Source organism: Thermodesulfovibrio hydrogeniphilus (assembly GCF_054657355.1).
The window spans coordinates 350466-373000 of sequence record NZ_BAAHYW010000001.1 but is presented as its reverse complement, the minus strand read 5'-3'; the positions used below and the strand labels follow the sequence as shown (position 1 = coordinate 373000).

Below are 22535 nucleotides of genomic sequence, written 5' to 3'. Positions count from 1 at the left end.
ACCTCTTTATTCTTTCCTAAATTGTGTGATTCTCAAGCGTCATTGCGAGCGTAGCGAAGCAATCCCGCTTTTTTTATGAGATTGCCACACCTGCCTAACAGCAGGCTCGCAATGACAGGTTAACAAATGTTTTATAACAAATCGCTTAATTTAGGTCTTTAAAAGACCATTTAAAATAATTTCAAAGCAAGCATTTTCATCTAAAAGATTCTCGGGAGACACAACAACAGAGAGAACATAGCCCCTTATTAGCATCATAATTAACTTTGCAACTTCCTCTTGATTACAATCTCTAAAATCGCCAGCCTTAATACCCTCATTTATAAGTCTCTTCAGAAGCTCCATCTCCTTTTTGAAAAACTCCCTCTTAATCTCCAGACCAAATGTGAATCCCTGTTCCCTGCTGTGCATTATGATAAGCTCTCTGTTTTCTCTTGCAAACTGAAAAGAAGTTTTTAAGTATATTTTTAAAGCCTCCAGAGGAGAGCTTGTGCCTTGCAATGCTTCTTTTATTCTGTTTTCAATCTCTGATATTTTTTCCTTAAGCAAAAATAGGGATAGCTCTTCTTTGTCTTTGAAATACAGATAAACAGCTCCCACACTCAATCCAGCTTCCTTCGCAATCATCCTCATTGTAGCTCCGTTGTAACCATACTGGGAGAAAACCTTAATGGCTGATTGAAATATTCTTTTTTTAGTTTCTTCTGCTGAACGCCTGTTCATGTGAACTAATGTTCAGTTTAGCAGATAAAAAAATAAAAAGTCAAATATCAAGTTAAAACCCAAAAATAGCGATAGAAATCCAATAATTGGTATAACCATTTGAAAATTAAGTATTTTTTGCTGTCATTGCGAGCATCCGAAGGATACGAAGCAATCTCTTTGAAGGGGAAAAGGCAAGATTGCTTCCTCCTCGCTTCGCTTGGAGTCGCAATGACGGAGAGGGGATATCCTCGCAATTAAGGAGAGGTGTTCACCATCCACCATCCACGAATCACCATTCACCAGTTACCAATTAGAGACTGCTTCGCCCCATCGAGGGGCTCGCAGTGACGATGTTGTGGATTGCCACGCTATCGCTCGCAACAGGGTGCTCGCAGTGACGAGTGTCTATCTCTATTTTTCGGGTAAGTCAGAAAAAATTAAGATAGAAACTTGTATTTCAAATTACTCTTTCCAAAGATATGATAAAATAAATCATGGATATCAGGTGGATGCAAAGATTTAATAATTATGAAAGAGCTTTGTTACAGCTAAAAGATGCTGTAGATTTATCTAAAAAAAGAGAACTTAGTGAGCTTGAAAAACAAGGTTTAATTCAAGCCTTTGAATATACATATGAGCTTGCTTGGAATCTTTTAAAGGATTATCTTGAGTATCAAGGTATTTCAGAGATCAGAGGAGCAAGAGATGCTATAAAAAAAGCTTTTAAATATGAGTTAATAGAGAATGCTGATGTGTGGTCTGAAATGATATCTGCAAGAAATTTAACTGCTCATACATATAATACAGCTGTGGCTGAAAAAGTAATTGGAAATATCCTCAATAAATTCTATCCAGAATTTGAAAAGCTTTTGAGAGGATTTAGAGAAATAAAAGAAAATGTATAATTTTGGCATACCTACAGAGCTTGTAGAAAAAATTAAAAAGATAGTTTTTTCTAATCCGAAAGTATTAAAGATGTACATTTATGGTTCAAGGGCGAAAGGAAATTATAAGAAAGGTTCAGACATTGACATAGCAATTGTTGCGCCTGAACTTGATTTTTCTGAATATCTAAAAATTCTTGATCAAATTGAAGAAATAAATACGATTTACTCAATAGATTTAACTCATTATGAACTTTTAGATGATGCGGTTAAGGAACACATAAAAAGAGTTGGGACAGAAATAATTCACGAATGAATGCTTATAAATCATTCAAAAATGGAAATCTTCTGCGAATATCAAGCAGATATTCATGATTTATCTCGCAATAAAAAATACTCTCCCTGTTATCAGTCATTAATAAGGTCTCCCCAAATGGTCCATAAACTGCCGAGCCACCAGCATACTCCAAGCCATTCCCGTCTTTTCCAACTCTATTGACTCCGACAATGTAACACTGGTTTTCTATTGCCCTTGCCCGTAGAAGACAACTCCAATGCTCAGCTCTTGATGAGGGCCAATTAGCAAGCACAAAGATAACTTCTGCCTTAGGAATAACTTTTCTGAATAACTCTGGAAATCTAAGGTCATAGCAGATAAAAACGCTACAGCAAAAATCTTCAATATTGAACAAAACAGGAGAATCTCCTGCAGAGAAATGTTTATGCTCCTCTAAAAGCGAAAAAAGATGGATTTTTGAATAGGATGATAACACTTCACCGTTCCGAGAGAAAACTTTTGCCACATTTTGCTTTTTGTTATTTTTAAGTAAAAAATATCCTGCAATGATATTTATGTTTAATTCAGATGCGAGTTTCATAAAAAACTTCTCTGTGTATTCATTATCCTCATCAATTTTAATATCTTCCATGCAGAAGCCTGTTGTTGATGCTTCAGGCAACACTAATAGATTGCTGCCTGAGGCTGAGGCTTCAAGGGCAATTTTTTCAATTTTTTTTAAGTTTTCTGATGGGTTTTTCCAGATAATATCAAACTGTGCGATTGCAATCTTCATTAAGCCAAAATAACAAGATTGTCTCTGTGGATTACTTCGTCTGAATACTTATAACCGAGAATTTTCTCAATTTCAGATGATTTTTTGCCTTTGATTAGCTTTATCTCGCAAGAAGAATAATTAACAAGCCCCTTTGCTATCCTCTCGCCTTTTTCATCAATACAGTAAACCGCATCACCGACATCAAACTCACCATCCACTTTTCTTATTCCTGAAGGAAGAAGACTTTTTCCGTTTTTTATCAGTGCTTTAACAGCTCCCTCATCAATGTAAATATTTCCCTTAGCCCTTGTGGCATAGGCTATCCAGCCTTTTCTGGAGGTAACCCTCTCCTTAACAGGCTCAAAATATGTACCGATTTCTTTTCCTTCAAGAACTGCTTTAATATTGCCATAGTTTCTGCCGCTAATAATGTGAACAGGAATTCCAAAGGAAGTTGCCTTTTTTGCAGCCAGAACCTTAGAATACATTCCACCTGTGCCAAATCCCGTTGATGTTGGCTTAGCAAGCATTTCAATTTCCTTTGAAAATTCTTTTACATGCTTTATTATTCTTGCAGTGGGGTCCTTCTTAGGATCAGAAGTATAAAGCCCTTTTACATCCGATAAAATTATTAGATAATTAGCCTCAATAAGCCCTGAAACCAGAGCTGCAAGCTGATCATTGTCTCCAAATTTTATTTCATCGGTTGCAACGGTATCATTTTCATTAATTATAGGAACGACTTTCATTTCAAGAAGGGTGAGTATAGTATTTTTCGCATTTATGTATCTTTCTCTGTCACTAAGGTCATCCCTTGTCAGAAGAATCTGGGCAACATTTTTTTTGTATCTATAAAAATACTTCTCATACATCCACATAAGCAAAGGCTGTCCAACCGCAGCAGTTGCCTGTTTTTTTCTTATTTCCTTTGGTTTGCTCTTGAGTCCCAATTTCTTCATGCCAGAGGCAATTGCACCAGAAGAGACCATAACAACTTCTATGCCTTTATCAGTCAACTCAGAAATCTCCTTTGCAAAGGAATGTATTCTTCTTTGATTGATTCTTCCCATCTTGTCTGTTAAAAGATTACTTCCTATTTTTACAACTAATCTCATTTTTCACCTACTCTATCTGCCAGATATTCTAATAATTTATCAATCCCTTCTCTTTTTACTGCACTTATTGCAAAAAAATCAAGTCCCTTTTGCTCACAGTAAGTCTTAAGCCTTTTTAGTCTTTTTCCCTCATAGGCTAAATCAATCTTTGTTCCCACAACTGCTATTGGTTTTTCTAACAAAGCAGGATTATAAAGAACAAGTTCTTTTTGAATTTTTTCAAAATCATCCACAGGGTCTGATTCAAGTATATCAGAGACATCAACAAGATGTAGCAATAGACGAGTTCTCTCAACATGCCTTAAAAACTGATGCCCAAGTCCTGCTCCCCTATGAGCTCCTTCAATTAATCCGGGAATATCAGCCACTACAAAGCTTTTATAATCTCCATATTTGACTAAGCCTAATACAGGTGACAAAGTAGTAAAAGGATAGTCAGCAATTTTGGGTCTTGCGGAACTAATTACAGAGATAAGAGTTGACTTTCCTGCATTCGGAAGTCCAATTAGTCCAACATCTGCCAAAAGTTTAAGCTCAAGAATAATCCATCGCTCTTGTCCTTTTTCTCCTGGCTGAGCATATCTTGGAGCTTGATTTGTTGGAGTGGCAAAATGAGCATTGCCAAGTCCCCCTTTTCCTCCCTTTGCAACAACTACTGATTTTCCTTCTTCATCAAGGTCTGCAAGAATTTCGTCTGTTTCTGCATCCTTTACAACAGTGCCAACAGGAACTTTTATAATCAAATCCTCACCATCCGCTCCCTTCATATTACTGCCTTTTCCGTGTTCTCCTCTTTCGGCTTTATAGGTTTTTTGATATTTGTGATCAAGAAGTGTATGAAGGTCTGAAGAGGCTTGAATTATTACATCTCCTCCTTTTCCACCATCTCCTCCATCAGGACCACCCTTAGGAACATACTTTTCCCTTCGGAAGCTTACACATCCTCTTCCGCCATCACCTGCTTTAACATATATTTTTACATAGTCAACGAATTTCATTGAAGGAAGGTAAAAGCGGATAGTCAATAGACTATCCGCTATAAAAATTTATTGGGCAGGCTGAGTAAGTGGATAAACGCTTACCTTAATTCTTTCCCTGTTTTTTCTCTCAAATTTTACTACACCATCAATAAGAGCGTAAAGAGTATAATCAGAGCCAACACCAACATTTGCTCCCGGATGAATCTTTGTTCCGCGTTGTCTTACAAGTATATTTCCAGCTTTTACAAACTGTCCACCGAACCTTTTTACTCCAAGTCTTTTTGCTTTACTGTCCCTTCCGTTTCTTGAGGAACCAACGCCTTTTTTATGTGCCATTTTTTAACCTCCTATAATTTCTTTTACCTTTACTTTAGTATACCACTGCCTATGTCCTCTTAGTCTTCTCACAGCCTTTTTAGAAGCAGGTCTGTAGACAAGAACCTTATCATCCTTTGCCTCATCAATTACTTCAGCCTTTACTTTTAGTCCATCAATATAGGGATTTCCAACTTTTAATCCAGTCTCAGATTTTACAAATAAAACCTTGTCAAAGACAACCTCATCACCAGCCTTCAAATTAAGCTTTTCTACTTTTAAAACATCTCCTGCCTTTACCTTATACTGTTTGCCTCCAGTTTCTATAACTGCATACATAAAAAATCACCTCCCTATGGAATTACTTTATTCAATGGATATTCTACAAAACCAGATGCTCCAGCATCTTTAAGCTTTGGTAAAATTTCCCTTACCTTTTTCTCATCTATTATAACTTCAAGGGCATACCAATTTTCATCATATAGCTGAGATATTGTTGGAGAGTGCAAAGAATTTAACAAACTTAAAACTCTTTTTAAAGAATCCTTCGGCACATTCATTTTAAGTCCAACCTTTTCCTCTGCTAAAAGAGCTCCTTGAAGAAGCATTGAAATATCCTGCATTTTTTTCTTTTTCCAGGAATCTCTCCATGCATTCTTGTTTGAGATAAATCGTGTTGTTGACTCTAATATCGTTTCAATAACTCTAAGTTTATTTGCCTTAAGTGAGGTGCCTGTTTCGGTTAGGTCAACAATAGCATCCGCAAGGTATGGCGGCTTTACCTCTGTTGCTCCCCATGAAAAATATACATCAGCCTTTATTCCTTTAGATTTTAAATATCTTTTCGTGAAACCCATCAACTCAGTAGCTATTCTTTTGCCCTGTAAATCTTCAATTGTCTTTATGGGAGAGTCTTCAGGAACAGCAATAACCCATCTAACAGGTCTAAAACCCTCTTTTGCATATCTCAATTCAGCAACCTCAACAACATCAACATTCTGCTCAAGTATCCAGTCATATCCTGTTAACCCACAGTCAAGATAGCCTTCCTCAACATATATTGGAATCTCCTGAGCCCTAAGAAGCATACATGATATTTCCTCGTCATCTATAAAAGGATAATAAGACCTATGGGATACATGTATATTAAAACCAGCCTTTTTAAATAGCTTAAGTGTTGACTCTTGTAAGCTTCCCTTTGGTAACCCCATCTTTAAAATCTTATCTCCCATTTAATAAAAGACCTCCTTTTTAAAATATACAGAAATTATAGTTTAAAAACTTTTTGAAATTTCAGTCAACTTTTGAAAAAACAAGCCCAAAAATATAAAGAGAAAACAGGCAGAAGAAGTTTGACCTTATTTTAGGACAATTTTTATGAAAATTATACTCTATGTGTCCTCCTATTTTTTCCCTTGTCTATTAATTCAAGCTCTTCTTTATCCATTTTTCCATAGTTTTTTACCTATTAATTAATTTGAAATTTGCCTTTTCAGACAAAATTCACCCCAAATAACTTTTTTTATAAAAACAAAAGTTCGTATTCATAATGTTCCAAAAAACAAAGGCATATTACAATTTTTTTATTTTACACTGGCTCATATATCCTATTAATTCAGGGACATCTATAACATATTCTTTGTATTCTGGAACATAATTATTATTACTTTATACCTAATGTTTTACCTCCATCAATATGATTTTACAAAGTTATAAAGATTCAGCCGAAAAATAGAGATAGACACTCGTCACTGCGAGCCCCCTGTTGCGAGCGATAGCGTGGCAATCCACAACATCGTCACTGCGAGCCTCCGAAGGAGGCGAAGCAGTCTCTAACTGGTGAATGGTGATTCGTGGATGGTGGATGGTGAACACCTCTCCGTAATTGCGAGGATACCCCCTCTCCGTCATTGCGAGCGAAGCGAGGAGGAAGCAATCTTGCCTTTTCCCTTCAAAGAGATTGCTTCGCATCCTTCGGATGCTCGCAATGACAGCAAAAAATACTTAATTTTCAAATGGTTATACCAATTATTGAATTTCTATCGCTATTTTTGGGTTCAGTTTTTCAATTGTTATAACGCAGGCTGAAGTGTTAAAATATTTAAATTTTATGCAACTGGATTACAGAAAAAGATTTTATGAAAAATATGTGCAGACGCAGATTAGGCATACTGCTAAATATGATTTTAAGGATGAATACAATTTCAGGCGAAAAATTTATAAGCTTAATTATAAAAATATTTTACCTAAAGACAAAGATGCTCATATCTTAGAACTTGGTTGCGGTGCAGGATATTTTTTGAAGTATCTTAAAGAGCTTGGCTATCAAAATATTCATGGAGTTGATATTTCACCTGAGCAGTTAGAACTTGCTAAAAAGCTTGGAGGAAGCTTATACATTGTTCAAGCTGACATTTTTGATTATCTAAAATCAACCAAGCAAAAATTTGACATGATTTGTGCATTCCATGTATTGGAGCATCTATTTAAAAATGAGATTCTTGAGCTTCTTTCTTTTATTTATGAAAAATTAAACAACAATGGTATGATTCTAATTGAAGTCCCTAATGCAGGCTCACCACTTTTTGGAGGACAAAATAGGTATTCAGAATTTACTCATGAAACAGGTTTTACAGCCCCAAGTTTAAAAGAAGTTCTTTTAATTTGCGAATTTTTAGATGTAAAGGTCTTTCCAATAAAAGGAGTTTCTCCATATGCGAGAACTTTTTTTAAAATTTTTAACTATTTTCTTCATTCACGATTTAACAAAGATCTGTTCATAGAAGGGGAAATATTCGGAATTGGATACAAAAAAAATTAAAGTTGTATTTTTAGTAAATTCTTTGGCGGGTGGTGGGGCAGAAAGAGTATTGTCTAATATTTTAAAAAATATTGACAAAAATGTCTTTAACCCATATTTGATTCTTCTCAAAAAAGAAGGTGAACTTTTAAGTGAACTCCCATCAGATATCAATTTGGTAGAACTTGGAATGAAAAGCTATAGTCTTTCAAAGGAATTTTTTTTCCTTTTATTTAAATTGTTTAAATTAATCAAACAAATAAAGCCTGATGTTTGTATAAGTTTTCTCTGGGAATCAAATATAATACTTCTCTCTACTTGCTTATTGAGTAAGGACACAAAAGCAATTATTTCAGAACGTATTGCTCCATTGAGTTATTTTCAAGATATTTTGCGAAAGAGTCTGAAAGTTAGTATCGCAAAATTTATTACAAAAAATATTTATAAAATGGCTTTTTTTATTATATGCGTTTCCTATGGAATAAGAGACGAACTCGTAGAATTAGGTATCAATCCAAAAAAACTAAAAGTAATTTACAATCCTTTAGATATAAATAAAATTAAACACTTATCATACGAGGAAATTAGTTATCCTAAGAAATATATTCTATTTGCAGGAAGATTACATAAACAAAAAAACATACCTTTATTGATTAAAGCATTTTCGCAAGTAAAAGACTTCTATAATGGTAACTTAGTAATAATTGGCAAGGGTAAAGAAGAAGAAAATCTGAAAAACCTTGTTAGAGAGATGCAACTTACTGAGAGGGTTGATTTTTTAGGATTTCAGACAAATCCCTACAAATGGATGAAAAATGCAGACATTTTTATACTACCTTCAAATTATGAGGGTTTCCCGGGGGTTTTATTAGAAGCAATGGTTTGTGGCGTGCCTGTGATATCAACAGATTGCCCATACGGACCAAAAGAAATTATAGATAATGAGGTAAATGGAATACTTATTCCAACTGATAATGTCACTGCACTTGTGGAGGCAATTAAAAAACTTTTGTTTAACGGAGAGTTAAGAGAAAAGCTTGTATTGAATGGTTTTCAAAAAGCAATAAAATTTGATATATCAAAAGTGATAAAAGATTATGAAGAAATTCTTATCAAAGCGGTAAAAGGATAAAATGCCGTATTACAAATTTCATAAAAAACTCAGAATATGGCAATATATGCCAAACTTAACTTTGTCAAATGAAGCACATTTAAAAAAATTTTTAGAAAGATTTAATAGAGATAAAATAATTTTAGACATAGGGAGTGGCGGCAGAAATTTAAATCCTTATATTATTACTGTTGATAAATCATTTGAAACAAAACCCAAAGTCTTAGCAGATATTCATGAATTGCCATTTAGGGATGAATGCATTGATTGCATAATTTGCACTGGAACATTTGAACATATAAAAAATCCATGGAAGGCTGCAGATGAATTTTATAGAATTTTAAAAAAAGGTGGTTTTGTATATATTTCTACTCCATTTATGCAAGGTTATCATCCGGATCCTGAAGATTATTGGCGATTTACAGATAAGGGACTTGAAGAACTTTTCCTTAGATTTGGAAAAATTGACTCTGGAGTTTTGATTGGAAGCGGTTCAGGTTTATATTGGGGAATAGTAGATTTTTTCAGAGCTTTTTCAGATAGAGAATTAATATCAGAGCTTTTTGGAATTTTAGGTAGACTCTTATTTGTATAGGTTAAATATTTTGATGTAATACTAAAAAGGAAGATAAATAACAAATACTTCGCAAGCGGATTCTTTTATATAGGAGTTAAACTTTAAGATGTGCGGAATTTTTGGTTTATACAGTAAAAATAAAGGCGTAACTTTAGAACTGCTAAAAAAAATCAATAAATTGCGTCAAATATCGTGGACCAGATGCAGAAGGCTTTTTTATAAATAAAGAACAAACTGTTGGCCTCGCACATGTAAGATTATCCATAATTGATCTTTCCACTGATGCAAATCAACCAATGAGCAGTTTAGATGGTAGCGTTCATATAGTATTCAATGGAGAAATATATAATTATCAGGTTTTAAAAAAAGAACTTGAAAAAAAAGGCTATCTCTTTAAGACAAATTCTGATACAGAAGTGTTAATAAATTCTTATTTAGAATGGGACGAGAATTTTTTGGAAAAGATAAATGGCATGTTTGCTTTTGGAATATATGATTCAAGAAAGAATAGAATACTAATAGCAAGAGATAGGATAGGCAAAAAGCCTCTGTTTTATTCTTATTACAAAGAAAATTTTTTATTTGCCTCTGAACTAAAATCTATTTACTATTCAGATATAATTCCCGTTGAAATAGAGCCTAAAGCTGTTAATTTTTATTTTTCATATGGTTACATCCCCGGTGAACTCTCAATTTTGAAGAGTATTTACAAATTAAAACCTGCGCATTTTCTTATCTTTGACATTACAAGCAAGAGCATAAAAATAAAAAACTATTGGGAAGTTCCAGAGTTTAGGGAGAAAATCAAAGAAGAGCGTGCAATTGAAGAATTGGAAAGCCTTATTGAAGACTCTGTTAAAATAAGACTAATCTCAGATGTTCCTCTTGGGTCTTTGCTCAGTGGAGGGATTGATTCAAGTTTGGTAACAGCTTTTATGACAAAAATCACCGACCACGAGGTGATGAGTTTTAATGTTGACTTTCAAGGGAGTTCTAAGAGTGAAGCTGGATATGCAAAAATTGTTTCTTCACATTTAAAAACTCAACATCACAACATTGTAGTATCAGTAGACTATCAAAAAGAGCTTGAGTATGTCTCAGGACAAATAGATGAACCCATTTATGATAGCTCACTTTTACTAACTTATATTCTATCTAAATATGTTAAAGATTATGTTAAAGTGGTTCTTTCAGGAGACGGTGGTGACGAAAACTTTGGAGGTTATATTCATTATCACTCAGCTCTTATTGCAAAGAAATTAGGGCAATTGTCCCCTCCCCCTTTAAAATATTTAGCTGGTATGATATCGCAACTTTTACCTGAGGGATTTTTTGGTAAAAATACTTTATATGGTATAGCTAAAGGTTCGGATGGATGGTTTCTTTATCCCACACAAATATTCAAAGAAGAGGAAAGAAAGAAACTTTTCAAAAGAGATTTTCTTGAGGAGATTAATATAAAAGAACCATTTAACTACAGGAAAAGATTTATGGACAGAAATTATGATTTTATATCACAAATGTGTTTTACAGATTTAAAAACAATGCTTGTTGATGACATTCTCGTCAAGGTTGATAGAGCAAGTATGATGAACTCTATTGAGGTAAGATGTCCACTACTTGATTATAGAATCGTTGAATTTTCATTTTCCTACCTTTCAGGTAATTTAAGAATAAAAAATGGTATAAAGAAATACCTTTTAAAGCAAATTGCAAAGAAATATCTTCCTCCTGATTTCCCTTTTGAGAGAAAGCAAGGATTTGATATCCCTAAGGATCTTATTCCAAAAAATTTTATTCTTGAAAGGATCTTAAGTTTTGATGAAAATGAATTTTTAGAAAAATCCTATATTTTAAAGTTAGTAAAAGGGCAAAAAAAAGAAAGACGCAATTTATGGACTAAAATTTTCGCTATTTATTTCTTTTTGAGATGGATGGAGACATGGAGAAAATAAAATTATTAGCAATTATTGACCATTTAGACGGAGGCGGAGCAGAGAGACAATTTTTAAATCTCGTTAATAATTTGAATAGAGAACTTTTTGATATTTATGTTTTTTTAACTGAAAGAAAAGGTAAAAGATTTAATGAATTAAGAAATGACGTCAAGATAAATGGATTGCTTGAAAGTGAAAGAAGAAACACGCTAAAGGCTATTTTAGAAATAAGAAGACAAATAACTAATATTAACCCTCATATCATACAAACTTGGCTTGAATATTCAACGTTTTTAACTGCTATTTCATCAAGTCTTTTAAATTCTCAAAGCTTATTTGTCGCATCCCATAGAGTTAATATGAGAGAACTTTACGATATTGATGTGAATTTTGGTAAATTTAAAAAATTATTAATTGTTAAAGCCTATAAAAAAACGCACTATATTACCACAAATTGTTTTGCCCTTAAAAAAGAACTGGAAGAATACGGAGTTAGGAATATAGAAGTCATATATAACGGTTTCGAAGTGGAATCTTTATTAAAAATTCAAACAAAAAAGAAAGAAATTCGTCAATCCCTAAATCTGAAAAACGAACATTTTTATTTCATATTTTGTGGAAGCCTTGTGAGAAGAAAAGGAATTCAATTACTTTTGGAAGCTTTTCAGCAATTGAATTATCCTAAGTCATATTTGCTGATATTGGGTGACGGAGAATTGAAAAGAGAGGTTATAAAAGCATCTGAGAATGATAAACGGATTTTGTATTTGGGCTATGTTAAAAATCCCATTGATTATATAAAAGCAAGTGATGTTTTAATTTTGCCATCATTTTATGAAGGAATGCCTAATGTTCTAATTGAAGCAATGGCAGTTGGAACACCTGTAGTTGGAACTAAAGTAGATGGAATACCTGAACTTCTTGATAACGGAAAATATGGAATTTTAATTGAATCTGGAAAAACTGAAGCAATACTTGATGCAATGAATTACGCAATTAATAACTATGCGATACTTAAAAATTTAGCTGAAAAGGCAAAAGAAAGAGTGAAGTATTTTAACATACAAAGAATGGTAAAAGAATACGAGAATTTGTATTTGAATCTATTGCAAATAAAAAGCATGGGTAAATAAAATTTCCTCCAATTCTTAAACTTAATGACTCTATTGCGAGTATGTAATCTGTAAGTTTAACTCTTACTTTTGATTTAAAAAGCTCAAATTTTTCTCTCATTTCGTAAAGTATTATGTTTTTAAGTTTCTCAAAAATTTTTCAGTTTCCACTTGTATTTCTCTTAAAAAGAAGATTTTTACCAATATTAACAACAATAAATTTAGAGTTTAACACCAAAAAATAGCGATATAAATCTAAAAATTTTGAAAAATAAATATTTTTACTGTCATTTCAACTGAAGCGTGGCGTCAAAAAAGACGAGATTGCTTCGGGTGCTAACGCACCCTTGTCATGACGAGGATGTAGGAGACTGTCGCAAGCCTAAAGCGTGGCGACCTCTCGCAATGTCCATATATCTAACATACGATGACATTCCCTCTGTCATCACGAGTCTTGCGAAGCAAGGCGAAGTGATCTCTCTTTTTGTGACGGGGGAGAGAAAAGGAGATTGCTTCGGGCACTGCGTGCCCTCGCAATGACGGAAAGGGAGTGCCCTCGCAATGACGGAGAGGGAATGCCTTCGCAATGACACTTGAAAATCGTTCATTTTAGATTATGGTAATTTTGAATTTCTATTTATTCTGGGTAAGCTTATTTTTGTAATATTTTTCGTGTGCTATAATATTTGTTAAAAGCCTATCTTCGGAGGAATGACATGAAGAATCTTATTCTTGTCAGAGGTAAATATGTTCTCACCATGAATGAGAAAGACGATGTCATAGAGGATGGCGCAGTTGTTATAAAGGATGACTCTATTTTTGATATCGGCAGTTTCGCTGAAATTCTTAAAAAATATAAAAACGAAAAAATTCAGATTTTCGGAGATGAGTTCTCGGCAGTGCTTCCAGGATTTATCAACACCCATACCCACGCTGCAATGGTATTATTCAGAGGGATTGCAGATGACCTTCCCCTTCATACATGGCTTTCTCAACATATATGGCCCCTTGAGGCTAAATTTTTAAGCAAAGAGTTCGTTTATGATGGAACAAGGCTTGCATGTCTTGAAATGCTTAAATCTGGAACAACAACTTTCAATGACATGTATTTTTTTACCAACTCAATCGCAGAAGCTGCAAAAAGTCTTGGAATTAGAGCAGTTGTTGGTCAGGGAGTTTTGGATTTTCCAACTCCATCTGGCAAAGGTGCAGATGACTATCTCAGAAAAGCACAGGATTTTATAGATAAATACAAAAATGATTCTTTAATCCAGCCAGCAGTTGCACCCCATGCAATTTATACATGCAGCATAGAGACTTTACTTAAATCAAAGGAGCTTGTCATAAAAAATCAAGTTCCGATGCATATCCATCTGAGCGAGACATTTAAGGAAGTCAACGACTGCATTAAACAACGCGGAAAGAGACCTTTGAAATATCTTTCAGATATAGGATTTCTTGAAGGAAATATTTGTGCTGCCCATGTTGTATGGTTAGACCAAGAGGAAATTGATATATTAGCTGAGAGAAAAGTCGGAGTTTCCCATTGCATAGAAAGTAATCTAAAACTTTCAAGTGGAATAGCTCCTATATCTCAAATGATAAAAAAAGGTATAAAAGTAAGCATGGGCACTGATGGTGCAGCAAGCAACAATAATCTTGACCTGCTTGAGGAAATATCAATTGCCGCAAAAGTTCAGAAGGGAATTACAGGAGACCCAACAGTGGTTGATGTAAAATCCTGTATGAAAATGTTAACTATATGGGGTGCTGAATGTCTTGGTTTGGAGAAAAAAATTGGAAGTATTGAAATAGGGAAAAAAGCAGATATTATTGTAATGGATATGAAAAAACCACATCTTCAGCCAATTTATAACATATTCTCAACAATTATATACTCAGCTAAGGCTTCAGATATAGTTCATGTCTTTGTCAACGGCTGTCCAGTGATTGTTCACGGAAAGCATACTATGGTTGATGAGGAGGAAATTCTTGATAAATGCCTTTTCTGGGTTTCAAAGATAAACACAAAAAATTGACCGTTCCTCAAGGGGCATTGGGAGGACACAGACTCCTTCGCCTGTCTTTGCGAGGTTGCTGCGTCTTTAGCTTGCGAAAGTCTCCCGGACGAAGCAATCTCACCGTCATAGTGCCAGAGAGCGACAGTGCTACAGAGCGACAGAACTTATTTTAAGAAGAGATTGCTTCGCTTCGCTCGCAATGACGCTTTTTGAGGTCGCTTCGGCATCCTGACGGATGCCTCGCAATGACCCTCTCCTCACTGTCATTGCGAGGGCTTCCCCTCCTCGTCATTGCGAGGAGCGTCAGCGACGAAGCAATCTCCACCACCCCGTCATTGCGACTCCGAGCGAAGAGAGGAGGAAGCAATCTCTAAACATTCGTAAGACTTAAAAAGTAAGAAGTGAGAAGTAAGAGGTAAGAGGTAAAAAGTAAAAAGTAAAAAGATGAGATTGCTTAAGTAGCCATTGGGTCTGCTTCACAATGACTGAGAGGCGGATTACCACGCCTCACACAAGACAGTCTCGTAAAGACATTTGAGAGTAGCAAAATTTTGGTTTTATTAAATTGCAATTACTAAGATTTTCTCTAAAAATGCATGATATAATTTATCTATGCAGAAGCGGTTTTATAACTTCTCTATTATCATTGTTTTCCTTCTTTTATTCATTGCTGGAGCTTGTGACAGCAAGCCAAAAGAATACTATAAAGTATCAGAGGTTCATGATGGAGATACGGTAACCATCGTAACATCTTCATTTTTAGTATTTTTTGAAACAACTGAAAAAGTAAGGCTAATAGGAATAGACTCGCCAGAACTTGCCCAAGAGCCGTGGGGAAGGAGAGCTAAGAATCATCTTAGAAAGTTAATAAAAGAAAGCGACTGGATGGTAAAAATTGAACTTGATGTTCAGCACAGAGACAAATATGGCAGACTACTGGCTTATCTGTGGACTAAGGATGGACAGATGATTAATTACTTGATGTTAAGAAATGGTTACGCAATGGTATATACCATTCCCCCAAATGTTAAATACGCAGAGTGGTTTTTGGAAGCCCAAAGGCTTGCAAGACAGGAACGAAAAGGATTTTGGTCAGAAGGCGGACTTAGTGAAGTCCCCTCTGAATGGAGGAAGAAGAATCCAAGACGCTGATTCTACTTAAAATCTTTTCAACTGCATCGTCTGGTATTTCCATAAATACATCAAAATAGCACAAATTAGGAATGAACCTTGATATATGCTTTATTTTTACAAAATCTTTTTTTGTTGTTATTATTAAATCTGCACCTTGAGCATCCTTGTAAATCTTTTTTATTGTCTCTGCTTTGTATTTTTTGTGGTCTATAAATTTTCTTTGTCCTATGATTCTAAAATTAAGCTGAGCGATAAGATTGATAAAGCTTTCAAAGTTTCCAATTCCTGCAAAGACAAAGACTCTTTGCCCTGAAGGTTTAACCTCACTGCCATTTATGTCAAATATGCCTTTTGTTTTAAGAGGAACAAATTCTATGTTGTTTACATTAAATCTACCAAGTTCTCTTCTGAGGCTCTCATTTTCTCTTTTCGTGATAAACACCATATCAGCCTCTGTGACTTCTTCAATGGGAGACCTGAGAAAACCGCAAGGAATGAGTTTTTTGTTTCCAAACCCCTTATAACCGTCAATGAGAAGAATGTTCAAATCCCTATAAAGCCTCCTATGCTGAAATCCGTCATCAAGGATGAAAACAACTCTACTTTTTTCAGTGAGAGCCAATTTTTCAATAGCATATATACCATCACGATATCTATCTGCACACTTTATTACTGTAAGTCCATCCCATGCCATCATTAAAGGCTCATCTCCAACATCTTCAGCTGACATATCTTTTGTTACAATTACAGGTCCTGAAAGTCTGCCTTTATATCCCCGTGTAAGGATCACAGGCGTGTAATTTTTTGATAAAAATTCCTTTGATAGGGCAATAGCAAAAGGTGTTTTGCCTGTTCCACCCAAAGTTAGATTGCCAATGCTTATGACTGGGAAAGGAAGCTTTTTTTGATTTTTTAATGCCTCTTTTTTCTTGCGCTCATAAAAAAACAAATAAAGCCTTTCAAAAATGTTCATCCTACCAGAAAACACCATTAATCAATTTTACAAGAGGTTGTGTTCCGTAAAATTCTATGATGTTAACGCATGCAAACTCTTGCTCTATGCGAAAGATGTTTTCAAGGGGAATATTTAATATATTGCAGAGTATTACCCTGTTTATACCGCCGTGGGCTGTTATGAAAATTTGCTCACCACTGTGAGATGAAAGAATTTCTTTAAGTGCTTTAGCAGCCCTTTCACTTACCTGAAGTGTGCTTTCTCCCCGAGGAGGTGAGAACTTAACAGGATTTGTTCTCCATCTTTCAAATTCTTCAGGATAAAGAGACATTATATCATTTATGCTTAACCCCTCCCATTCTCCAAAACTTCTTTCTTTCAGGATTTCCGTTGGTTTTATTTGCATTGGAATAGCCTTTGCAATAATCTCAGCAGTCTTTACAGCCCTTTTTAAGGGAGAGGAATAGCAAACTTCACAACTTAAGTCATATCTCCTTACAAACTCCTTTAAAAATCTGGCAACCCTTTCAACCTGTTTTTCACCTTCTTTACTCAAAGGCACATCAATGTGACCCTTGTAGACTTTTTTTGGTCCGTCAGTTTCTCCGTGTCTTAAAAGATATATGACATTAGTAGGCTTCATAAATTCACCGTTTCAAGTATTTTGATAAATCCCTTTTTTATAAGGCTAACAGCTATTGCACTGAGTAGAAGTGCCATTACCTTTGCGAATGCCTTTATTCCATGAACTCCCATTACTTTTACTACAAGCTGAGCCTTCTCCAGCATGATCCATGCAATAAAAAGATTAACAAAAAGAGAAATTATTACTATCCAGTAGCCGTATGTTCCTGCCAATATAATAAGCGTGGTTAGAGTAGCAGGTCCAGCAAGAAGAGGTGTTCCTATTGGCACAATTCCAAGTGTCTCGCTCAATGTAAGTTCTTTTTCCTTTACCCTCAAGATATCGGATATTGACAGAATAAGAAGTAAAATTCCACCTGCAATCATAAAGTCTTCAAGCCGAATATTAAGCAAGGAAAATATAAACTTGCCTAAAAAAAGAAAAGATATTGAAACCAGAAAAGCTGTTATAACAGATTGCCTGGCAATGTTTTTTTTCTCCCTGTCCGGAATTCCCTCAACAAGGGAAATATAAATAGGAAGTATTCCAACTGCATCAATGGCAACAAAAAGCGGTATAAATGTTAGAACAAATTCTTTTATAAAATCCATCTGACTTTATCTGCAGATTGTTATTTTTTTTCCTTATCCTTCTCTGTCTCTTCTTCCTCTTCTTCTATCTTTACTGTAACATCCTTAACAAATTCAGGACACTTTTGCCCTGCCTTAAGAGAAAATTGCTTCTGGCAGGTTGCTCTCCATGCGCATATGACACACATCGGTTTTTGCTGATTCATAGTTGCCTCCTGATTTTATGGATTTTTTATTTTAACATGGTTTCATCAGACAAAGGCAGTGAGTCAATGTTTTTTAATCCGTAATCTTTTTCTAAAACTATTTCCAAGTGATTACTTAAAAACTTTTCCACCTCTTCCATTAGTTTGCTTGATATTTTTACTCTTTCTAAAAAATCAAACTTCCATTTAGTTATTTCATTCATTAATTTTTTAACTCCTAAAGCAATCATTGAACTGGAATCAATCTGCTCATTGCCTGTTTGCATGTTCCCAAAGCATGTTTCACAGACAATAAAACCCTTGAAATAGTAACATTGGTTATTTAATTGAGTTTTACATACTCCACAGTGTTTAAAATCAGGAAGATAACCAAGAATATCCAATGTCTTTGTTTTAAGAAAAAGAATGTAATTTCCCGGTTTTTGTGTTTTTTCTATACTAAAAAGGGTTTTGAGCAGAATTGAGAAAAGTTCAGAATTAGGCTCCCTCTTGGGCATTATTCGGTTAATAAGTTTCAATCCCTCAGCAGCTTTAAGAAACAATCTATAATCTTCTCTGATTTTCTGAAAGGAATGTATTATATCTGACTGAATAATTCTCTGCAGTCTCTCTTCTCTGCCAATAAAGGAAATTCTTGAGTATGTCAATGGCTCAAGGGAACTTCCAAATCTACTTTTTATCTTTCGTGGGCTTTTGGCAAAGAGATTTAAAAGTCCGTAATTTTTAGTGAAATATGTAACTATTAAATCTGCCTCGCCGTAAGGATTGCTTTTAAGAACAATAGCTTCAGTAAAGTAATGCATTCATTACATGATGTTGCCAAAATCTTCGGGCTTAAGATTTTTAAGCCATTCTTCAAGTTCATCAGTTTTTCTTGTCTCAAATATCTCTTCCTCAACAAAAATTGGTGCCTGAACTCTTAATGCTATCGCAACAGCATCTGAAGGACGAGAATCAATGGTGACTTCCCTTACACCATCGTAGGCATGAATAAGAGCATAGTATGTGTTTTCTATCAAGTCAGTTATAACTATTTTTGTAATCTGAACTCGCAATGCCTCAAGTATGTTTTTTATCAAATCATGGGTCAATGGTCTTGGAGTGATGACACCACCCAATGCAAGGGCAATTGAGTCAGCCTCTGGTTTTCCGATCCAAATTGGTAATGTCTCATCTCCGTCAACCTGCTGAAGAAGCAAGATATACATCCCGCTTCTTGGATCAAAAAGAAGTCCTTCTACCTTCATCTCAATTAACATTTTAATACCCCAATGCTCTTAAAAATATGTCTCTCTGCCTCCACTTCTTTCTCACCTTAACCCAAACCTCAAGAAAAACCTTTGTTCCAAGAAATCTCTCAATATCAAGCCTCGCTTCAGTTGCTATTGTCTTAAGCCTTTCACCCTTTTTTCCTATTATAATAAGTTTTTGTCCTTCCCTTTCAACATAAATATTTGCCCTTATTTTTATGAGATTTTCGCTTTCTTCCCATGACTCAATATCAACCGCCACTGAATAAGGAATCTCCTCCTCTGTGTACTTCATAATTTTTTCCCTGATAAACTCTGCCACCATAAACCGCTCAGCCTGATCCGTTATCATATCATCTGGATAGAGCTTGGCAGAGGCAGGCAGGTAATAAATAATTCTTTCAAGAAGTTTATCTATTCCATCGGATTTTAATGCAGAAATAGGAATAATCTCTTTGAATGGATATAGGTCTTTGTAAATATCTATCAAGGGCAGAAGGCTTTGTTTTGGAACTTTATCTATTTTGTTTATGGCAAGAATCACAGGTTTGTTTACTTTTTTAAGCTCTTTGATTATAGAAATATCAGCATCTTGAGGATTTTCCGGTTCAACAAGGAGGACTATCAAGTCAACCATCTCCATCGCTTCAAAGGACTGTTTGACCATAAACTCTCCAAGTTTGTGACGAGGCTTATGTATTCCGGGTGTGTCAACAAATATTATTTGAGCCTCAGACAAATTCTTTATTCCGATTATTTTATTCCTTGTTGTCTGAGGCTTTTCTGATACAATAGATATCTTGTCTCCCAATATTGTATTAAGCAGTGTTGACTTGCCTACATTTGGTTTACCAATTAAAGCAACATATCCGCATTTAAATTTTGTAGTCATAATGTATCCAAAGCTCTCTTTATTCTTTCTACTCCCTCTTTAATTCTATCAATACCTGTTGCATAGGAAATTCTTATATATCCCTCTGCTCCAAAGGCTGAGCCGGGCACCAATGCTACATGGGCTTTTTCAAGAAGATAAATGCTTAAATCAACAGAAGACTTTATTCCAGCCTTTTCGCCTTTCTCTGCTAAAATTTTACTTACATTTGGGAAAGCATAAAACGCTCCCTTTGGCATCTTGCATGAAACACCCTGAATTTTGTTAAGCTCCTCAACAAGATAGGTTCTTCTTTTTTCAAACTCCTGCCTCATTTGCTCCACACAGTCCTGTGGACCTTTTAAAGCCGCCACTGCAGCTTTTTGGGCTACTGATGTTGGATTGGATGTTGACTGACTCTGAATTTTTGTCATAGCTTTTATAATTTCAGCTGGTCCTGCGGTATAACCAATTCTCCATCCTGTCATTGCATGGGATTTGCTAAGACCGTTTACAAGTATTGTTCTTTCCTTTATCTCATTGCTTAGGGAAACAATGCTGATGTGCTTTTCATTGTCGTAAATAAGCTTCTCATATATCTCATCGGAGATAATGAAGATGTTGTGCTTGAGGGCAATCTCTGCAATCTTCTCAAGGGTTTCTTTGTTGTAAATAAAACCCGTTGGATTGGAGGGAGAGTTAAGAATTATTGCCTTTGTTTTAGAGGTAATCTTGCTTTCAAGCACCTCTGGACGAAGCATAAAGTCATCTTCCTCATAAGTCTCTACAATAACTGGTGTAGCATCGTTTAAAAGAACTTGGTCAGGATATGAAACCCAGTATGGAGATGGTATTATTACCTCGTCTCCTTCCTGAAACAATGCCTGCGCGATGTTATAGAGTGAATGTTTAGCACCGCATGAGACAATAATGTTTTCTTTGCTGTATTTTAGTCCATTGTCGTTTTCAAGCTTTGAGATAATTGCTTCTTTAAGTTCATCAATTCCACCAACAGGAGTATATTTTGTAAATCCGTCTTTAATTGCCTTGATTGCCGCCTCCTTGATGTGCTCAGGAGTGTCAAAATCAGGCTCTCCAACTCCAAAATTTACAACATCTACACCCTTTGCCTTAAGCTCCTTTGCCTTTGAGTCAACAGCCAAAGTTGGTGAAGGTTTAACTTTTTTTGCTCTCTCTGCTATCATGTCTCCTCCTTCTTATATATTCTCTTTGCTCTATTGCCCAATGAGGTCAGGACTTCGTAAGGTATCGTATTTGCCCATTGGGCTAAATCAGAAGCTGTAATCTGCTCGTTTCCTGACCGTCCGATGAGTGTTACCTCATCATCAATTTTAGCCTCTGCAACATCAGTTAAATCAATCATTGTCAAATCCATGCAAACAATACCAACAACTGGAGCTCTTTTTCCTCTAACCAATACTTCTGCCTTATTGCTCAGGCTTCTAAAATACCCGTCAGCATAACCAACAGGGACAACTCCAATCAGACTATCTCTTTTCGTTACAAAAGTGCCACCGTAGCTTATCGGCGTGCCCTTTGGAAGCCTTCTGATATCAAGAAGCCTCGTTTTTACACTCATGCACGGAACTAAATTATCCAAAAAGCCGTATCCGTAAAGCATTAATCCCGGTCTCACTGCATCAAATAATGCATTTTCATAGGCAAGTCCCTGTGAGTTGGAAACATGAAAAATCGGTTTGATTCCGACTTCATGGAGAGATTTTTTTATTGCTTCAAATTTTCTCAACTGCTCATGTGTCCATTCTTTGTCTTCAGCCTTTGGAAGATGGGTCATAATGCCCTCTATGTAAATGTTTTTCATCTCAGCAATCCTTTTAATTGTCTCACAAGGGTTGTCATATATGCCCAGTCTTCCCATTCCTGTTTCAAGTTTGATATGAACTGGCAGTAGAACACCTCTCCGAGATGCTTCTTTTGACAGTATTTCAGCCTGTTTGAAGTCAAAAATTACAGGCACGAGACTGTATTTAAAAATACCATCTACCTCTCTATCAAAAAGAACGATGATTTTAGATTTAACACCAGATTTCCTTAAAACAACCGCCTCTTCAAAAAATGCAACGCCCAGAGCGTATACATTAAAAGACTCAAGGGCATGGGAAACCTCTATTGCACCATGTCCGTAAGCATCTGCTTTAACAATGGCAATTATTTTACAGGAAGGATTTCTCTTTTGTAAGAGAGATTTTATGCTTAAAAAATTATGAACAAGCCCGTTTAAATCAATCTCAGCTATTAACTCTCTCACAT

Annotated in this window: 26 protein-coding genes; 10 read left to right on the top strand and 16 right to left on the bottom strand. The window is 35.3% G+C overall.

Features of this window, described 5'->3' with window-relative positions:
* Positions 1–150: 150 nt before the first annotated feature.
* Positions 151–723: a TetR/AcrR family transcriptional regulator gene (locus tag ACYQ3P_RS01920; RefSeq protein ID WP_460176269.1), complete on the bottom strand. Its 573-nt coding sequence runs from the start codon at positions 721–723 to the stop codon at positions 151–153.
* 476 nt (positions 724–1199) lie between these two features.
* Between ACYQ3P_RS01920 and ACYQ3P_RS01915 the strand changes: the two genes are divergently transcribed.
* On the top strand, positions 1200–1610 hold the full coding sequence (locus ACYQ3P_RS01915; protein ID WP_460176268.1) for a nucleotidyltransferase substrate binding protein: 411 nt from the start codon (positions 1200–1202) through the stop codon (positions 1608–1610).
* On the top strand, positions 1603–1905 hold the full coding sequence (locus tag ACYQ3P_RS01910) for a nucleotidyltransferase domain-containing protein (RefSeq protein WP_460176267.1): 303 nt from the start codon (positions 1603–1605) through the stop codon (positions 1903–1905). Before ACYQ3P_RS01915 ends, ACYQ3P_RS01910 begins: the two co-directional genes overlap by 8 nt.
* A 4-nt stretch (positions 1906–1909) precedes the next feature.
* Here the strand turns inward: ACYQ3P_RS01910 and ACYQ3P_RS01905 are convergent, their stop codons facing one another.
* From ACYQ3P_RS01905 to hisG, 6 genes are read right to left on the bottom strand one after another with little or no spacing between them, the layout of a single operon-like run.
* Entirely contained in the window at positions 1910–2662 is a 753-nt protein-coding gene (locus ACYQ3P_RS01905) for a carbon-nitrogen family hydrolase (RefSeq protein ID WP_460176266.1), read from the bottom strand.
* Positions 2662–3759, bottom strand: coding sequence for a glutamate 5-kinase (proB, locus tag ACYQ3P_RS01900; protein WP_460176265.1), 1098 nt, complete (start codon positions 3757–3759; stop codon positions 2662–2664). The genes ACYQ3P_RS01905 and proB overlap by 1 nt, the downstream gene beginning before the upstream one ends.
* Positions 3756–4757, bottom strand: a complete 1002-nt coding sequence (gene obgE, locus ACYQ3P_RS01895) for a GTPase ObgE (RefSeq protein WP_460176264.1) — start codon at positions 4755–4757, stop codon at positions 3756–3758. Before obgE ends, proB begins: the two co-directional genes overlap by 4 nt.
* A gap of 48 nt (positions 4758–4805) precedes the next feature.
* Positions 4806–5075 (bottom strand): 50S ribosomal protein L27, encoded by a 270-nt coding sequence (gene rpmA / locus ACYQ3P_RS01890; RefSeq protein ID WP_460176263.1) that lies wholly within the window; start codon positions 5073–5075, stop codon positions 4806–4808.
* Positions 5076–5078: 3 nt separating this feature from the next.
* Positions 5079–5393 carry a 50S ribosomal protein L21 gene (rplU, locus tag ACYQ3P_RS01885; RefSeq protein ID WP_460176262.1) on the bottom strand — a complete coding sequence of 105 codons (315 nt, stop codon included), beginning with the start codon at positions 5391–5393 and terminating at the stop codon, positions 5079–5081.
* A 14-nt stretch (positions 5394–5407) separates the two neighbouring features.
* A complete protein-coding gene (hisG, locus tag ACYQ3P_RS01880) occupies positions 5408–6286 on the bottom strand; it encodes an ATP phosphoribosyltransferase (RefSeq protein WP_460176261.1) in 879 nt (292 codons plus the stop codon).
* A 706-nt stretch (positions 6287–6992) separates the two neighbouring features.
* Between hisG and ACYQ3P_RS01875 the strand changes: the two genes are divergently transcribed.
* From ACYQ3P_RS01875 to ACYQ3P_RS01840, 8 genes are all read left to right on the top strand, one after another.
* Positions 6993–7142 carry a hypothetical protein gene (locus ACYQ3P_RS01875; protein ID WP_460176260.1) on the top strand — a complete coding sequence of 50 codons (150 nt, stop codon included), beginning with the start codon at positions 6993–6995 and terminating at the stop codon, positions 7140–7142.
* 1 nt (position 7143) lies between these two features.
* Positions 7144–7875, top strand: coding sequence for a class I SAM-dependent methyltransferase (locus tag ACYQ3P_RS01870; protein WP_460176259.1), 732 nt, complete (start codon positions 7144–7146; stop codon positions 7873–7875).
* Positions 7856–8986 carry a glycosyltransferase gene (locus ACYQ3P_RS01865; protein ID WP_460176258.1) on the top strand — a complete coding sequence of 377 codons (1131 nt, stop codon included), beginning with the start codon at positions 7856–7858 and terminating at the stop codon, positions 8984–8986. The genes ACYQ3P_RS01870 and ACYQ3P_RS01865 overlap by 20 nt, the downstream gene beginning before the upstream one ends.
* Position 8987: 1 nt before the next feature.
* Positions 8988–9560 (top strand): class I SAM-dependent methyltransferase, encoded by a 573-nt coding sequence (locus tag ACYQ3P_RS01860; RefSeq protein ID WP_460176257.1) that lies wholly within the window; start codon positions 8988–8990, stop codon positions 9558–9560.
* A gap of 155 nt (positions 9561–9715) precedes the next feature.
* A complete protein-coding gene (asnB, locus tag ACYQ3P_RS01855) occupies positions 9716–11497 on the top strand; it encodes an asparagine synthase (glutamine-hydrolyzing) (protein ID WP_460178031.1) in 1782 nt (593 codons plus the stop codon).
* Entirely contained in the window at positions 11473–12612 is a 1140-nt protein-coding gene (locus ACYQ3P_RS01850) for a glycosyltransferase (protein WP_460176256.1), read from the top strand. Before asnB ends, ACYQ3P_RS01850 begins: the two co-directional genes overlap by 25 nt.
* 695 nt (positions 12613–13307) lie before the next feature.
* Positions 13308–14630, top strand: coding sequence for an amidohydrolase family protein (locus tag ACYQ3P_RS01845; protein WP_460176255.1), 1323 nt, complete (start codon positions 13308–13310; stop codon positions 14628–14630).
* Between the two features lie 594 nt (positions 14631–15224).
* Positions 15225–15764 (top strand): thermonuclease family protein, encoded by a 540-nt coding sequence (locus ACYQ3P_RS01840; RefSeq protein ID WP_460176254.1) that lies wholly within the window; start codon positions 15225–15227, stop codon positions 15762–15764.
* Here the strand turns inward: ACYQ3P_RS01840 and lpxK are convergent.
* The 9 genes from lpxK to alr are packed head-to-tail and all read right to left on the bottom strand — an operon-like array spanning position 15718 to position 22533.
* Complete coding sequence (gene lpxK / locus ACYQ3P_RS01835; protein WP_460176253.1) at positions 15718–16719, bottom strand: tetraacyldisaccharide 4'-kinase; 1002 nt, start codon at positions 16717–16719, stop codon at positions 15718–15720. The two genes, ACYQ3P_RS01840 and lpxK, sit on opposite strands and share 47 nt — an antisense overlap.
* 1 nt (position 16720) lies before the next feature.
* Entirely contained in the window at positions 16721–17344 is a 624-nt protein-coding gene (locus ACYQ3P_RS01830) for a histidine phosphatase family protein (RefSeq protein ID WP_460176252.1), read from the bottom strand.
* Positions 17341–17937 (bottom strand): MarC family protein, encoded by a 597-nt coding sequence (locus ACYQ3P_RS01825; RefSeq protein ID WP_460176251.1) that lies wholly within the window; start codon positions 17935–17937, stop codon positions 17341–17343. The genes ACYQ3P_RS01830 and ACYQ3P_RS01825 overlap by 4 nt, the downstream gene beginning before the upstream one ends.
* A 20-nt stretch (positions 17938–17957) precedes the next feature.
* Positions 17958–18122 (bottom strand): hypothetical protein, encoded by a 165-nt coding sequence (locus tag ACYQ3P_RS01820; RefSeq protein WP_460176250.1) that lies wholly within the window; start codon positions 18120–18122, stop codon positions 17958–17960.
* Positions 18123–18148: 26 nt separating this feature from the next.
* The gene (recO, locus tag ACYQ3P_RS01815; RefSeq protein WP_460176249.1) at positions 18149–18925 is read right to left on the bottom strand and encodes a DNA repair protein RecO; all 777 of its coding nucleotides are present in this window, start codon (positions 18923–18925) and stop codon (positions 18149–18151) included.
* A 3-nt stretch (positions 18926–18928) separates the two neighbouring features.
* Positions 18929–19381: a bifunctional nuclease family protein gene (locus tag ACYQ3P_RS01810; RefSeq protein ID WP_460176248.1), complete on the bottom strand. Its 453-nt coding sequence runs from the start codon at positions 19379–19381 to the stop codon at positions 18929–18931.
* A 1-nt stretch (position 19382) separates the two neighbouring features.
* A complete protein-coding gene (gene era, locus ACYQ3P_RS01805) occupies positions 19383–20264 on the bottom strand; it encodes a GTPase Era (protein ID WP_460176247.1) in 882 nt (293 codons plus the stop codon).
* Positions 20261–21448, bottom strand: coding sequence for a pyridoxal phosphate-dependent aminotransferase (locus ACYQ3P_RS01800; protein ID WP_460176246.1), 1188 nt, complete (start codon positions 21446–21448; stop codon positions 20261–20263). The genes era and ACYQ3P_RS01800 overlap by 4 nt, the downstream gene beginning before the upstream one ends.
* The gene (gene alr, locus ACYQ3P_RS01795; RefSeq protein ID WP_460176245.1) at positions 21445–22533 is read right to left on the bottom strand and encodes an alanine racemase; all 1089 of its coding nucleotides are present in this window, start codon (positions 22531–22533) and stop codon (positions 21445–21447) included. The genes ACYQ3P_RS01800 and alr overlap by 4 nt, the downstream gene beginning before the upstream one ends.
* Positions 22534–22535 lie beyond the last annotated feature (2 nt).